The sequence below is a fragment of the Pseudomonas sp. BF-R-19 genome (assembly GCF_019956445.1).
GTDB lineage: Bacteria > Pseudomonadota > Gammaproteobacteria > Pseudomonadales > Pseudomonadaceae > Aquipseudomonas > Aquipseudomonas fluorescens_BH.
Genome location: NZ_JAHBDN010000054.1, coordinates 28,406 through 42,317 on the forward strand (window position 1 = coordinate 28,406; position 13,912 = coordinate 42,317).

12 protein-coding genes are annotated in these 13,912 nt (G+C 55.2%); 10 read left to right on the forward strand and 2 right to left on the reverse strand.

Annotation, left to right across the window (positions count from 1 at the left end; all coding sequences use genetic code 11):
• Nucleotides 1–24: 24 nt before the first annotated feature.
• Together KGB28_RS15000 and KGB28_RS15005 are read right to left on the reverse strand one after the other, a co-directional pair.
• The gene (locus KGB28_RS15000; RefSeq protein WP_223446215.1) at nucleotides 25–921 is read right to left on the reverse strand and encodes an alpha/beta fold hydrolase; all 897 of its coding nucleotides are present in this window, start codon (nucleotides 919–921) and stop codon (nucleotides 25–27) included.
• Nucleotides 922–998: 77 nt separating this feature from the next.
• Nucleotides 999–2,150 (reverse strand): thiolase, encoded by a 1,152-nt coding sequence (locus KGB28_RS15005; RefSeq protein ID WP_223446217.1) that lies wholly within the window; start codon nucleotides 2,148–2,150, stop codon nucleotides 999–1,001.
• Between the two features lie 1,059 nt (nucleotides 2,151–3,209).
• On the opposite strand from KGB28_RS15005, the gene KGB28_RS15010 reads away from it, so the two are divergent.
• The 10 genes from KGB28_RS15010 to KGB28_RS15055 all read left to right on the forward strand — a co-directional run bounded on the left by KGB28_RS15010 (nucleotide 3,210) and on the right by KGB28_RS15055 (nucleotide 13,897).
• Nucleotides 3,210–3,578 (forward strand): Zn-ribbon domain-containing OB-fold protein, encoded by a 369-nt coding sequence (locus KGB28_RS15010; RefSeq protein ID WP_223446219.1) that lies wholly within the window; start codon nucleotides 3,210–3,212, stop codon nucleotides 3,576–3,578.
• 66 nt (nucleotides 3,579–3,644) lie between these two features.
• Nucleotides 3,645–4,415, forward strand: a complete 771-nt coding sequence (locus tag KGB28_RS15015; protein ID WP_223446221.1) for an SDR family NAD(P)-dependent oxidoreductase — start codon at nucleotides 3,645–3,647, stop codon at nucleotides 4,413–4,415.
• A gap of 35 nt (nucleotides 4,416–4,450) precedes the next feature.
• On the forward strand, nucleotides 4,451–5,575 hold the full coding sequence (locus tag KGB28_RS15020; protein ID WP_223446223.1) for an acyl-CoA dehydrogenase family protein: 1,125 nt from the start codon (nucleotides 4,451–4,453) through the stop codon (nucleotides 5,573–5,575).
• Nucleotides 5,568–6,746, forward strand: coding sequence for an acyl-CoA dehydrogenase family protein (locus KGB28_RS15025; RefSeq protein ID WP_223446225.1), 1,179 nt, complete (start codon nucleotides 5,568–5,570; stop codon nucleotides 6,744–6,746). Before KGB28_RS15020 ends, KGB28_RS15025 begins: the two co-directional genes overlap by 8 nt.
• Nucleotides 6,747–6,805: 59 nt before the next feature.
• A complete protein-coding gene (locus KGB28_RS15030; protein WP_223446227.1) occupies nucleotides 6,806–8,035 on the forward strand; it encodes a CaiB/BaiF CoA transferase family protein in 1,230 nt (409 codons plus the stop codon).
• A 34-nt stretch (nucleotides 8,036–8,069) separates the two neighbouring features.
• Nucleotides 8,070–9,230 carry an acyl-CoA dehydrogenase family protein gene (locus tag KGB28_RS15035; protein WP_223446229.1) on the forward strand — a complete coding sequence of 387 codons (1,161 nt, stop codon included), beginning with the start codon at nucleotides 8,070–8,072 and terminating at the stop codon, nucleotides 9,228–9,230.
• Nucleotides 9,227–10,270, forward strand: coding sequence for an acyl-CoA dehydrogenase family protein (locus KGB28_RS15040; RefSeq protein ID WP_223446231.1), 1,044 nt, complete (start codon nucleotides 9,227–9,229; stop codon nucleotides 10,268–10,270). Before KGB28_RS15035 ends, KGB28_RS15040 begins: the two co-directional genes overlap by 4 nt.
• 31 nt (nucleotides 10,271–10,301) lie before the next feature.
• Nucleotides 10,302–11,486 (forward strand): acetyl-CoA C-acyltransferase, encoded by a 1,185-nt coding sequence (locus KGB28_RS15045; RefSeq protein ID WP_223446233.1) that lies wholly within the window; start codon nucleotides 10,302–10,304, stop codon nucleotides 11,484–11,486.
• Between the two features lie 83 nt (nucleotides 11,487–11,569).
• The gene (locus tag KGB28_RS15050) at nucleotides 11,570–12,772 is read left to right on the forward strand and encodes an acyl-CoA dehydrogenase family protein (protein ID WP_223446235.1); all 1,203 of its coding nucleotides are present in this window, start codon (nucleotides 11,570–11,572) and stop codon (nucleotides 12,770–12,772) included.
• 3 nt (nucleotides 12,773–12,775) lie between these two features.
• Entirely contained in the window at nucleotides 12,776–13,897 is a 1,122-nt protein-coding gene (locus KGB28_RS15055) for an acyl-CoA dehydrogenase family protein (RefSeq protein WP_223446237.1), read from the forward strand.
• Nucleotides 13,898–13,912: the final 15 nt, after the last annotated feature.

Genomic DNA, 13,912 nt, shown 5'->3' on the forward strand with positions numbered 1-13,912 from the left:
AAATCGATAGAAACCAGCGTGTTCTCATGCTGGCCGCGTCGATAAAATCGTGCGTAAAACACTGACTAAAGCTACCGGCTCAGTCAGCATCACGTGGTGATATCCGTTGGAGATCAAGTAGGGGCTTCGGTGTTGCCCTAGGGACTCACAAATCCATTCGGCTCTCGCGCAATCAACAACCGCACTGAATTCGCCATAGATGTAGTCCACCGGAACCTTGATTCTGTGCAGCAACTCCTGCCTCGCAGGAACAGCCTGTTCCAGGGGCATGTGACGATCAAACTTCCAGACCCAGCCTTCTGCTGTCTGACGTAGCGAATGCTTGGCGATGTAGTCGACCAAAAAAGGCAACGCTACTGGCTGAGCAGGGAGCAAACGGAAACGCTGCAGCGCTAGATCCAGGCCAGCATAAAGTGGCGCAGACTTGGATAGATCTGACCCAAAATTAGTTAGCTCCCCGATACGATCAAACTTACTGTCGATGATAATTGCTCGCTCCACCGCATCAGGTGCGGTCGCACATAAGCGGGCGACTTGAACTCCACCAAAGCTGTGACCTACGACAATGGCCTTGGCTAAACCAGCATCAGCCATGACCCCCAAGAGATCTTGAACAAAGGTCATTTGGTCATAATGGCTTCGGTGCTCGCTGTCTCCCATGCCGGAAAAGTCAACAGCGACGACTCTATAATCGTCAAGAAAGTACGGCGCGATAAAGTCCCACCATCGCGCATGAGCACGCAGACCGTGCGCAAACACCAACGCTGGTTTATGTGTGTGCTCCATCCCCCAACCAAGGTAATGAACAGAGGCTCCGTCCACACGAACGAAGTACGATTTTCCAGGCTTCGCCAGTGCCAGAGCTAACACGTCAGGCGGGGCGCTTGTGTCAAAAACGGTTGGTCTAATTTCGGCGCTCATGAGGCTTTATTCCTCTGCAACTGTTAGTCACTCCGGCCGGCGTATCACGGCAACGCACAAACACTCGGATCGAAAATTCAAAGCGTTGCCGCTGTACCCAGCACTACCGTCGACTGACTCGACAAGGTGCCACCGTTGGCATGACACACAGCCAACTCAGCACCGGATACTTGGCGATCCCCACCTTCCCCGCGCAACTGCACGCAGTTCTCGACGAGCGTGAACATGCCGTACATGCCAGGATGACAACAGGAAAGGCCACCACCATTTGTGTTGACAGGTAGAGCTCCGCCAGGAGCGATTCGCCCCCCCTCGACAAACGCTCCTCCCTCTCCCTTCGCACAGAAACCGAGATCTTCCAGAAACAGAATAGTATTGATCGTAAAGGCATCGTAGAGCTGCACGACATCGATGTCTCGGGGAGCCACTCCAGCGAGAGCAAAGGCGCGACGAGCAGATTCAGAGGCTGCTGTCACCGTAAGATCCTGAGCTTGATCTACGCCCGAATACCACGTAGCAGCCGCCGCACCCAGAATATAAATGGGCGTCGTATTGAGCGTTTTCGCACGATCAGAACGTGTCATTACGATCGCGGCCGCGCCGTCGGTGACGAGGCAACAATCTCGTACACTCAGCGGGTCCGAAACCATCCGAGCGTTGAGGCAATCACTAATGCTCAACTCTCCACGGGCAAAGGCCTCAGGATTGAGATTGGCCCACTTGCGCGCTGAAACTGCTACGTGCGCAAGCTGCTCTCGGGTAGTGCCGTATTGATACATATGTCGAGACGCGGCGAGCGCATAGGAGGACACCGGAGTCATAGGCTTGTAAGGTTTCTCGTAAGGCGAGGGTAAGCGCATGCTGACAAGTCCACCGGCCCCCGTACGCTGATTACTGCCATACATGATCAAGGCAGTTTCACAATAGCCCGCCTCCAGCATCAGTGATGCGACGATCAGATGTGAATGAAACGAGGAACCCCCAGTGCGATTATTCTCGGTAAATCGAGGCTGAATGCCGAGGTACTCGGCAGCGCTAAGACCGGATAGCGCATCATTTGGCGTACAGACAAACAGGGCATCTACATCTTTCAGGGCGATATCAGCTTGCCCTAGCGCTTTCATGGCAGCCTTTGCTGCCAGGTCCAACGAAGTCATACCAGGCGCTTCACCAATACCATAAGTGGCCGCGCCAACTATCGCTGACCGACCTCGGGGGAACTGTTCCATAGAGTTGAATCCATCTCGTGAGTGGCGTTCAGGACAGCCTGAAAATAACTGACTATCCGTCATCTTTATAGACATTATCCGAAGAAAATATGCTAATCAAGCAATCTTTAGCCAATGGACCTAAGGCAGAGCCTACTTTTTTCTCGTTGCTTGTCAGTAGGTAAAAAACGATTTATTGGCAGCTTCCCCGTTCACTTGACGCTTACAAAACACGCCAAAACGCATCCGAGCCAGATGAAGATGGCTGACGAGGACTAACTTCAAGTGAGTGTTGAGCGGCCCGTCACTCCCCCATGCAAGGGGGCACGAGCAAAATGCCACACGCGCCACTCTGTACGTTGCGTTCAGAGTGACGCGCAGCTTCAACACCACGCCGCAACATAAGCGGGCCCGGCGTTTACCAGCCCAAGCGAGACAATGTGATGGTGGACGGTACTGCGCAATACGGAGCCTGGGTGGCGCAAGGCGGCAATTGAGCGAATGCCGTCGGGGGTGACAGATGCGGGCCAAAAGCTCCGAACAATATGACGAGAGCCAATGACAACGGGAAAATAGCGATAACAATCAAACGAGTGACCATGAAGAACCTCCAGCTTTTATTATTGTTAACTTCAGCTAGGCACCTGCACATCAATAATCCTTACCGGGTAGCAACCTCTTCCTGCCCTGCATCTACTCACCCTCTCAGGCGTGAAACCCTGCTCCTTCATCGACAAGTCGATTGCATCCGACCGTGACGCCGTAACACTCCAGTACAGCAATCCGGCTCCAGCGCCCACTGTCGTCCTGCGAACATTACAGAAGAGATGACCAACTGTCAGCTCTTAGTTGAAACCAAAATATAGCTAACAAAAGCCAGATGCGCTCAACAAAACTGCAAAAAACCCATGTTTTGGCGATAAACGGGCCTCCAGAACCTACTTGACGCATGTAAAAAAGCCCTTCAGAGTGTAAAAACTGTCGATGTGACAGTTTTTACACAATACAGCTCGAACCCAAGGGTTGGCGAGCTTCACGAATTCAACGCTGGCTGTTCAGCTATCACGCTCAGGTGTCGCCATGGATATCCGTCCCGACTTGGAGTTCCAGAATTTCCTCAACCAAGGCCGCTTCATGATTCAGGTCAGTCGTAGCAGTGGTCGCTGCGTTTTTTATCCTCGTACAGTCGAGCCCGGCACGGGTGCCGACGATCTGGAATGGGTGCAGGCAAGAGGGCATGGCACCGTTTACGCAACCACGATAGTCAGACCTAAAGCACCGGCTGCTCCATACAGCGTGGTATTGATCGACCTGGATGAGGGAGTTCGAATGATGAGTTGTGTTGAAGGCATAGAACCCGAAGCAATTCAGATCGGTATGCCAGTACGCGCCAGGATATCAAGCAGGGAAAATCAGGCGTGCATCGTGTTTGATCCTGTCAGGAATTGACGCCTCAACCATAGATACCCACTGCCCGCCCTCGAATTCAACTTTATCGATCTGTTAAGAGGCCCCATGAAAAACCCAATGTCACTTGAAGGTCGCACAATTTTGGTCACTGGCGCCGGACAAGGTATTGGCCTTGCTATCAGCAAGCTGGCCATCGAACTTGGTGCGAACGTTGCCGGCGTTGACCTCAACGGCGAAGCCCTCGCCCTGACGCAGCAAGCCTACGAGGGGCGTTTTTTGCCACTCACCGGCAGTGTTTGCGATCCGGATTTCGCCAATGAAGCGGTCGCCAAAACGGTAGACCACTTTGGGGCGATTCATGGCCTGGTGAATAACGCTGGAATTGGCCGCCCAGCCATGATCGAAAAAATGACCCCCGAGCAATGGCAATTGGTGCTCGACGTCCATTTAAATGGTTCCTTCTACTTCACCCAGGCGGTGGGCAGACACATGGTTGCCCAAGCCAAAGCCGGTGAACATCAGCTTGGCTCAATCGTGTTTATCACCTCCGATGCTGGTCGCCGCGGAAGTTTGGGCCAAATCAATTACGCAGCAGCCAAGTCCGGCATGTTCGGTATGGCAATGACGGCCGCCCGCGAGTGGGCGACTCATGGCATTCGCTCCAATGCCGTTGCGTTCGGCCTCGTTGAAACTCAAATGACCGAAGTTGCTCGTTCAGAGCGGTTCATCGAGTCATACCTAAGCCAGATTGCGCTGGGGCGATTCGCTTCACCGGATGAAGCATCAATGCCTGTGTGCTTTCTGCTTTCCGAAGGCGCCTCTTACATCACAGGGCAAGTCCTTTCAGTCAACGGTGGTTACACCATTGCGGTCTAGCCCCCCCCCAAAAAAACAAAAGAGCAGATGCAACCATGGGCGAAGATCTTGAAATCATAAAAATGCTACGCGAAAGCGTTGAAAGCTTTCTGCAAAGCCACGAGACACTGCCCCGCAAGGAAGCAGTACTTAGTGAGCCATTAGACCTCGATCAGTCACTGTGGGAAGAGATGGCAGAACTGGGCTGGCTTGGGCTGGCACTTCCCGAATCAATGGGCGGCTCGGGGCTGGGCCTGCGAGAGGCGACGACCCTTGCCGAGCAGTTCGGCCTTGGCGCCTTCCCTGCCCCCTACATTGCGTCTGCCCTCATGCCGTCGATCGTGCTGTCTGCCTGTGAAGGCGATGACTTTGCACAGGGCTTGACTGACGAGCTAGCCAGCGGCCGCCGGCTTTTCACAATCGCCTGGCAAGATCAGCTCGGCGAAATTAGCCCCGATACGCCCCAAACCCGTCTCAACCTTTCCGATGGGAAGGTCTACGGAGTGAAGCGGTTTGTTCCGTATGCAAAAGCCGATTTAACTCTGCTGGTGAGCGTAAATACTGGAGAGGAAGCAGCAGTAGTGGCAATCGACGCCAACGCACCTGGCGTCAGCCATAAATTGTGTGCAACTGCACTTGGCACTGTGGCCGAGATCACCTTCAATGGCGCCCAGATACTAAACGGCCGCCCATTACTCAGTGGCGCCTCGGCAACCGATGCTCTGAACCAATCACTCGAAGCCGGACGCATAACGCTCGCCGCCCAAATGGCTGGCCTTGCAGAAGGCTGCTTGGCCCGAACAATCAAATACGTCACTAACAGGGCTCAATTCGGGAACCCTTTGGGTAGCTTACAGTCGGTCCGCCATCGCTGTGTGGATCTGCACAGCGCGACGCTACTGGCCAAGGCCAGTTGGCATCACGCACTTGGCGCCTACGAGTCAACTCCGCTAGTTCCAGAAACGACCGCCGCCAGCAGTGCTGCAAAAGCCAGATGCGCCGACACCGCACTGTGGGTAGCACGCGAATCGGTCCAGTTGCACGGCGCAATGGGTTTTACCGAAGAAGGCGGCATCGGCCTTTACCTGCGTTGCGCGATGGCAGGCAGCGCTTGGTTGGGTTCGCCTACAGCCCATCGCCGACGCTTCCTGACCGCCCGTGGAGTACTTGATCATGCATGAACACCTAACCCCTTATGACTTCAACGCGCTGAGCGATGATGAGTTCCGCCTGCGCTTTCGGGCCTGGCTAAAGGAATACTATCCGGAACAATGGCGCCAGAACGATCGTCGTCCCTACCTTCGCTTGGTTGGCGAGGACCTACGCGCCTGCATGCTTCTGCTCAACGAACACGGTTGGCGCGCACCAGCGTGGCCTCGCGAGTACGGCGGAATGGGCCTGAGTTTCCGAAAGCAATGGATCTACCAGCAAGAGTGGGAGCGCGCGGCTGGTGCACGCATCGTCGAGCCAGGTGAAACCCATTTGGGCCCGACCCTGTTCCAATATGGCACCGAGGAGCAAAAGGCTGCTCACCTCCCTCGTATTCTTCGCTGCGATGACCTTTGGGTGCAAGGATACTCTGAGCCCAATGCTGGCTCGGACTTGGCAAGCCTGCGCACGCGGGCAATCCGGGAAGGGGATGATTTCATCGTCAACGGCCAGAAGATTTGGACCACCCAAGCCTCCACATCCACACATATTTTTGCCTTGGTGCGCACGGGTCAATACGAGAAAAAACAGCAAGGAATTACCTTTCTGCTGATTGACTTGCGAGCACCAGGAGTCAGCGTTCGCCCGATCATGAATTTGGCCGGTGATGACGAACTCTGTGAGGTCTTTTTTGATGATGTGAGAGTTCCAGTCTCAGACGCTGTCGGCGCAGTCGACGATGGCTGGCAAGTTGCTAAAAGTCTGCTGGGCCATGAACGACTCTGGCTCGGCAGCCCGGCAATGGCAAATAGCGCAATGCACATTGCGACACGCCTGGTCAAAGAGATCGGCCTTGAAACCGACGTAGGAGTTACCGACCGCCTCGCCCAACTGCAGTGTGACTTGCATGACTATCGCTTGCTTTACACCGATATCTGCGAAGACGTCGCCAATGGCGCTGAAGTGGGTCCTGGCGCCTCTGTTTTAAAAGTCTACATCTCCGAACTACTTCAAAGGATCGTGCAATTCAACGCTGGCATTGCCGCTGAATATGGCGCAGTCATCGGTGATGTTCAGGTGGGAGATCTTTCCACCAACTTGCACTGGCCATTCATGTGGGCCCTACCCACCACTATTTACGCGGGCTGTAACGAAGTACAGCGCGACATTCTGGCCAAGACAGTTTTGAAACTTCCAGCCTGACTCCGGCCCACGAGTAATACGCGCCGGTATTTTCCGGCACTGTTTCGAGGAAGCAGAAAATGACAACAGTTGGACCACTCGCAGGACTGCGCGTGCTGGATATGACGCGCGTTATCGCAGGACCTTATGCAGCGCAAATCATGGGGGACCTTGGTGCAGAGGTAATCAAGTTTGAGCGTCAAGGCGAAGGTGACGACATCCGTCGTGTCGGTCCACCCTGGCTACCAACCAGGCATACTCATACGCCTCAGGAATCCACGTATTACCAGGCCGTAAACCGGAACAAACGCTCGGTAACAGTGGACTACAGTCAGCCGGAAGGTGCGCAGATCATACGCGAGATGGCAGCCAAGGCTGACGTGCTGATTGAGAACTATCGTACTGGGACGTTAGCCAAATACGGCTTGGGTTATGAAGATCTCAAACAGATCAACCCGCGACTCATATACGTTTCGCTTACCGGCTTCGGTCAGACGGGACCGTATTCCAACCGCTCCGGTTACGACTACCTGATACAAGCGATGGCAGGTGTAATGTCGGTAACCGGCCCGCGCGATGGCGAACCCGGCATTGGCCCGACACGCGTGGGCATTCCCATTGCGGACATCTGCGCTGGGCTCTATGCGGCCATCGGTACCCTGGCAGCATTGAACCACCGCAATACCACGGGTGAAGGTCAGCACATCGACGTGTCGCTGTTTGACGCTCAGGTCGCAACCCTGCTGAATACATTTTCCTCTTGGTTCAATGCCGAAACAGAGTTGGGCCGGACCGGCAACGACCACCCCAGCGCATCTCCCTACGGCGTGTATGAAGTCGATGATGGCTATCTGTTGATTGCGACGTTCAATGACCGCGAATTCGTCCGTCTGGCCACCGTCGTGGGTCACCCTGAATGGGGCGACGATTCTCGCTTCGCAAAAAATGCTGACCGGGTAGCCAATCGACAGGCGCTGGCATCGTTGCTAACTGCAGCATTGGCCGGACGCACGAAAGATCAATGGGTCGAGACATTCAATGCGGCGACGGTTTCCTGCGGCCCAATCAATTCCATGGCGGATTTGGAGCGAGACCCGCATGTCATCGCTAGGGAAATGATCGTCCCTCTTCAACACCCTACCAAAGGCACGATTCGCACCGCAGCGAGCCCTATGCGCTTCTCCGCAAGCCCTGTCTCGTATCGACTGCCCCCCCCTCTGATGGGCGAAGACACGGCTCAGGTACTCAAGGAATGGCTAAGCGTTGATGAGCATCGCATGGTGGATCTCAAAGAACGCAACGTGATCTGAGCCGCAGACCGGCAAGCTAGCAAGGAATGAAAAGATGACGTCACCCTTCAATTTTGAACCACTGGATATTCCTGCCGAATACGCCTCCCTGCGTCACGAGGTTCGGGACTTTCTCGCAGAGGCCTCCTCTCAATGGACTGGATGGAAAATCGGCCACTCATGGACCGGGTTTGATCGCGAGTTCAGCCGAGAACTCGGCGCGCGCGGCTGGATCGGAATGACATGGCCCAAACAGTATGGGGGGCACGAGAGAACGGGGCTGGAGCGCTATGTCGTAGTCGAAGAGTTGCTGGCAGCCGGCGCGCCACTGGGCGCCCACTGGTTCGGCGACCGTCAGAGCGGCCCTTTGCTTCTACGCCTTGGGACCGAAGCACAGCGCCAGCGTTTTCTGCCCATGATCGCTCGCGGGGAAGCAGCATTCTGTATTGGACTGAGTGAACCGGACGCTGGTTCGGACCTGGCGTCTTTGCGCTCCAGGGCGACCCGAGTGGATGGTGGGTGGCGACTCAACGGCCGGAAGATCTGGACCACCAACGCACAAGTATGTGACTTCATGATTGGCCTGTTTCGCACCGAGGGATCGGCAGAAGTCGAAAAGCATAAAGGGCTCTCACAGTTTTTGATCGATATGCGCTCGTCGGGAATCGAGGTGCGTCCCATCGTTGATCTGACGGGCGAAGCACACTTCAATGAAGTCATGTTCGACAACGTTTTTGTCCCGGGTGACGCCTTGGTAGGCAGCGAAGGTAACGGCTGGGCGCAAGCCAGCGGAGAACTCGCATTTGAGCGCAGTCAGCCAGACCGATACATGAGCTGCTTCCCCCTACTAAGTGCGGCTCTCGATCCGATATGCCAACAAGGTCAGGTGGATCGTTTGGCGGCACGTCGCATTGGTGATGCCGTGGCAGAACTGGTTGTACTGCGAGAGATGTCGCTATCCATCGTCGGTCAATTGGCAAGCGGACATTCCCCCGCTCAAGAAGCAGCACTACTCAAGGATCTGGGCAATAGCTACGAGCAACGGATGCCTGAGTTGGTGAGAGAGCTCACCGATGCTTCCGCGGTCATGACTCGCGGCGACCGCCTGAGCGAATTACAAGCCTTCTTGACCCAAACCGTGCCGACATTCTCACTGCGCGGCGGCACTCGAGAAATTTTGCGCGGCATCATTGCCAAAGGACTCGGCCTGCGATGAACAACGAAATGAACATAAGCACCATGCTTGCCGATCAGCTGTCACGGTTGCTGACCAAAGAGGTCAGCCGAGAAGTCCTGATGGCTGTCGAGAAGGGCGAACCTGCAACAGCGCTATGGGATCAGATACAGGCCCTTGGATTGCCTCTGGCTCTTGTGCCGGAAGCATCTGGTGGGGCGGACATGTCCTGGGCCGAAACCGGCGCACTACTGCGTACCCTCGGAGAGTTCGTGGCGCCGGTGCCACTAGGCGAGACCATTGTTGGGGCTTGGGTGTTATCCAACGCAGGCCTCAGTATTCCGGACGGGCCGCTGGCCGTTGTTAACGAACGGATGACGCTTGATGCCGCAGGTCTCATCAGTGGATCTGCCCCTTCAGTGGCTTGGGCACAACACGCGACGCATCTGGTGGTATCAGCAAATCGTGGTGACGAAAACGTCGTGTGCCTGATTGAACGCTCGCAGATCGATTTGGAACCTCAAGAAACCTTGAGCCGCATTCCTAGTGCTCGATTGAATCTAAAGAACATACGCCCGCTGGAAACTTCTTCAGCAGCGAGCGCTATCAGCGAACTCGGCTTCATGCCTTATTTGGCAGCTCTGCGTGCGGGGCAGATTAGCGGGGCTTTAGACCGAATCCTCGCGCTATGCGTCGAGTACGCCAACACCCGTACGCAATTCGGTAAACCTATCGGCAAGTTTCAGGCGATCCAACAGATGATCGCCGAGCTTGGCTCTCTGGCAGCATCGGCTCAAGCGGCTGCCCTTTTCGCTTGCCGGCGTATTGATAGCGCAAACGCCGAGTACGGCGCAGCGGTGGCCAAAGCACACGTTGGGCGCGCAGCGGGTCTTGGAAGCGCTATTGCACACCAGGTGTTCGGTGCGATCGGCGTGACTGATGAGCATGACCTGCATTACTACACCCGACGGCTTTGGCAGTGGCGAACAGAGTCAGGCAGTGAGCATTTCTGGTCCGAACGACTGGGCCACCAAGTGCTCGCCAACGGAAACGCCGGTCTCTGGCCGTCCATTACCGAATGATTGCATACATAACAGTATAAGGAACAACCAAATGCGCGAAGCCGTGATCGTTTCCACCGCCAGAACACCTATCGGCAAAGCCCACCGAGGCGCGCTGAACAATATCAAATCACCGACCATGACGGCAGTCGCAATCAGCAATGCCGTTGAGCGTGCCGGGATCGATGGTGCCGAGGTCGAAGACGTCGTGATTGGTTGCGCCATGCCCGCGGGTACCGCTGGACGTAACCTTGCCCGTGCGTCCGTTCAGGCAGCGGGACTTCCTGTCAGTGTTGCTGGCTTGGTAGTGGAACGACAGTGCGCCTCCGGGCTGATTGCAATAGGTGTAGCCGCCAAACAAATCCTGGTGGATGGCATGAATATCGTGGTCGGAGGAGGATCAGAAAACGTCAGCGCACTGACGCCCTCCTATGTCGAGTATGCGGTCAGGGAAAGGGATGAGAATGCAATCATTCATGTACCACACGCCTATACCCCGATGATCCAGACCGTAGAGCACATCTCCAGAAAATACGCTATCAGCCGCGAAGACGCGGATGCCTTTTCGTTGACATCTCAACAGCGATTCGCCGCAGCCAGAGAGGCCGGGCGCTTCGACCAGGAGTTGGTCCCGATTACAACGGTGCAGTCGATCAAAGACAAGGACACTGGCGAAGTTAAATACAGCTCGTTGCTGTTCAACCGTGATGAATGCCCCCGCAGCGAAACCACGCTCGAAGGTTTGCTCGCTTTAAAACCAGTAGTGGAAAACGGGGTCATTACAGCAGGCAACTCAAGCCAGCTTTCCGATGGTGCTTCTGCCTGTCTGTTGATGGAATCCTCCATCGCACAACGCAAAGGGCTCGAGCCACTGGGTGCCTATCGTGGTACCGCAATCATAGGACTGGCGCCCGAGGAAATGGGTCTGGGTCCGCTGTACGCGGTCCCCAAACTGCTGAAACAGCACGGCCTTAAAGTTGACGATATTGGTCTCTGGGAAATGAACGAAGCTTTTGCATGTCAAGCCATGTACTGCCGAGACCAACTGGGTATCGACCCTGAGCGCTTCAATGTCAATGGCGGCGCGATTGCCTTGGGACACCCGTTCGGTATGACAGGATCTCGCCTCGTAGGACATGCGTTGATCGAAGGCCGCCGAAGAGGCGTCAAATATGTCGTGATCACCATGTGTGTGGGCGGAGGAATGGGAGCTGCCGGGCTGTTTGAAGTTTATTGATGGCTGATGAGTTTTCCCAAAGCCCCATTGATCCACGCCGTAATTTGAGTGTTCGCAGCGGCCACATACGCAGGAGAGGCACCATGAATCTGCACTTGGATACCCAAGACCAAGCGTTCCGCGAAGAGGTGCGCGCGTTTCTACGCGACAACCTGCCAGAAGATGTACGCCGTCGTTCCAGAATCGGTTATCACCCAGCAAACGAGGAAGATCGCCGCTGGTGGCAACGAATGTTATTCGAAAATAACTGGGCAGCTGCGCATTGGCCGACTGAGTACGGCGGTACCGGTTGGACTCCAATCCAACAGCATATTTTTGAATATGAAAGTCGAATGGCCGATGCCCCTGAGCTACGTTGGCAAGGACTCCGGCTCCTGGGTCCGGTGTTGTACACCTTCGGTACAGACGCGCAAAAGGCACGTTACTTACCGGCCATTCTTCGTGGCGATGAACAATGGGCGCAGGGCTTTTCGGAGCCGGGCGCCGGGTCAGACCTGGCAAGCCTGCGCGCTACCGCCGTATTGAAGGGCGACGAGTATGTACTGAACGGTCAGAAGACCTGGACTACCGAAGGGCAATGGTGCGAACAAGGATTTTTTCTGGTTCGCACGGCTGATACTCCAAAGCCTCAAGCGGGTATTTCTATGATTATCGTCGATATGAAATCGCCCGGAATCACTGTGCGCCCTATTCCGATGATCAATGGGGGATCGTCTCCGTGCGAAGTGTTCATGGATAACGTGCGGGTACCCAAAGAAAACATCATCGGAGAAGTCAACAGAGGCTGGGATCAGGCCAAGTTCCTGCTGTCTAACGAGCGTACTTCCAGTTCGGAAATCTATAAGGCCTACGGCGACCTGACACGAATCCGTCAGATCGCGAGTCAACAACAGAAAAATGGACGGCCTGTGATCGAAGACTCAGCGTTTCTTGACAAGCTGACGATGGCAGAGCTGGAAGTGCAAGCCTTGGAGTGGGCGGTGCTGAGGGTCCTGTGTGACGCCCCTAGCGAACATCCTGTCGCGGCTAACGCATCCGTACTTAAGGTACGAGGCTCGGAGCTGCAACAGCGGCTTTCTGAGTTGGCGGTTGAAGCCTTAGGTGTTCAGGGCCTGAGGCTGTATACCAGGGAAGAATCCTTTGCCGATCACACGAATGATCCGATATGGCCCGACTACATTACGGGTGCCACCAACGACCTGCTCTACTTGCGTGCCTACACTATTTTCGGCGGTGCAAAAGAAGTGCAGAAAAACATCATCGCCAAAGTCGCTTTTGGGTTATAAGCCATGGATTTCAACCTGTCTAACGAACAACAAATGATCGTAGATACCGCCAAGCGCTATGTACGTGAGCACTATGGGGTTGAAGCCCGTCGAAACGCGAGTAAATCCAGCAAAGGCTTCAGCGCTGAACATTGGAACACTTTCGGCGAATTGGGCTGGCTGTTGCTTCCGATCTCCGAAGACAACGGCGGCTTGGGTGGCAGCATGGTGGATGTCGCCCTGCTGGCAGAAGAGTTAGGTCGTGGTCTTGTTTCCGAGCCATTCGTTGACGCTGCGATACTGGCGAGCAATTTGCTCGCCCACGCCTTGCCCAGCCAAGCTCGCGACGGACTTCTGGAAAGAATGGGAAGTGGAGACGCGTTGGTTGTTCTGGCACACATGGAGCCAGGCGGACGCTGCGAGTACGACACCGAGGTAACTACCAGCGCCGTGCTTGAAGGGGATACATGGCGGATAAGCGGCACTAAGCATTTTGTTGCCTACGGGACGGCTGCCGACTATTGGCTGTTATCTGCCAAGATTACTGATGGAAATGACTTCGCCTTGTTTCTCGTTCCCAAGGGATCGGATGGTGTCACGGTGGCAACGCACCGATTGATCGATGGCACACTAGTCGCTGACCTCAGAATGACCGACCTAAACCTGCCTACATCGGCGCTTTTGATCGAGTGCGCTGAATCCGCGCTGATCGAATCGCTGGACCGCGCCGTTGTTACCGCGACTGCCATCGCATTAGGTGCGATGGAGGCCGTAATGGCCATGACGTCTGAATACCTTAAAACCCGTGTCCAATATGGCCGAACGCTCGCCAGCTTCCAGGCACTGCAGCACCGCATGGCTGAAATGTTCGTGGAGATCAATCAAGCCAGGGCAATGCTTTACAGCACGCTGGCGGCGTTTGAGCGAGGCGACGGCACCGAGCGCTCTCGAGCAGTGTCGGGGGCTAAGGTGATTGCTACGAGAGCCTACAACTTCATTGCTGGCGAAAGCATTCAACTGCATGGGGGTATCGGCGTCACCGAAGAATGCGCCGTGAGTCACTACTACAAATCTATGCTGGTCTATGACAAGCGCTTGGGAGACCAGGACTTCCATCTCAAGCGTGCCCGGACGCGTGCTACCTGAGAAAGCAAGCGCAAA

Coding starts and splice junctions, on each gene's coding strand:
- KGB28_RS15020 (WP_223446223.1), top strand. CDS start 4,451: ATGGGCGAAGATCTTGAAATCATAAAAATGCTACGCGAAAGCGTTGAA.
- KGB28_RS15000 (WP_223446215.1), bottom strand. CDS start 921: ATGAGCGCCGAAATTAGACCAACCGTTTTTGACACAAGCGCCCCGCCT.
- KGB28_RS15025 (WP_223446225.1), top strand. CDS start 5,568: ATGCATGAACACCTAACCCCTTATGACTTCAACGCGCTGAGCGATGAT.
- KGB28_RS15045 (WP_223446233.1), top strand. CDS start 10,302: ATGCGCGAAGCCGTGATCGTTTCCACCGCCAGAACACCTATCGGCAAA.
- KGB28_RS15040 (WP_223446231.1), top strand. CDS start 9,227: ATGAACAACGAAATGAACATAAGCACCATGCTTGCCGATCAGCTGTCA.
- KGB28_RS15050 (WP_223446235.1), top strand. CDS start 11,570: ATGAATCTGCACTTGGATACCCAAGACCAAGCGTTCCGCGAAGAGGTG.
- KGB28_RS15010 (WP_223446219.1), top strand. CDS start 3,210: ATGGATATCCGTCCCGACTTGGAGTTCCAGAATTTCCTCAACCAAGGC.
- KGB28_RS15055 (WP_223446237.1), top strand. CDS start 12,776: ATGGATTTCAACCTGTCTAACGAACAACAAATGATCGTAGATACCGCC.
- KGB28_RS15035 (WP_223446229.1), top strand. CDS start 8,070: ATGACGTCACCCTTCAATTTTGAACCACTGGATATTCCTGCCGAATAC.
- KGB28_RS15030 (WP_223446227.1), top strand. CDS start 6,806: ATGACAACAGTTGGACCACTCGCAGGACTGCGCGTGCTGGATATGACG.
- KGB28_RS15005 (WP_223446217.1), bottom strand. CDS start 2,150: ATGGAACAGTTCCCCCGAGGTCGGTCAGCGATAGTTGGCGCGGCCACT.
- KGB28_RS15015 (WP_223446221.1), top strand. CDS start 3,645: ATGAAAAACCCAATGTCACTTGAAGGTCGCACAATTTTGGTCACTGGC.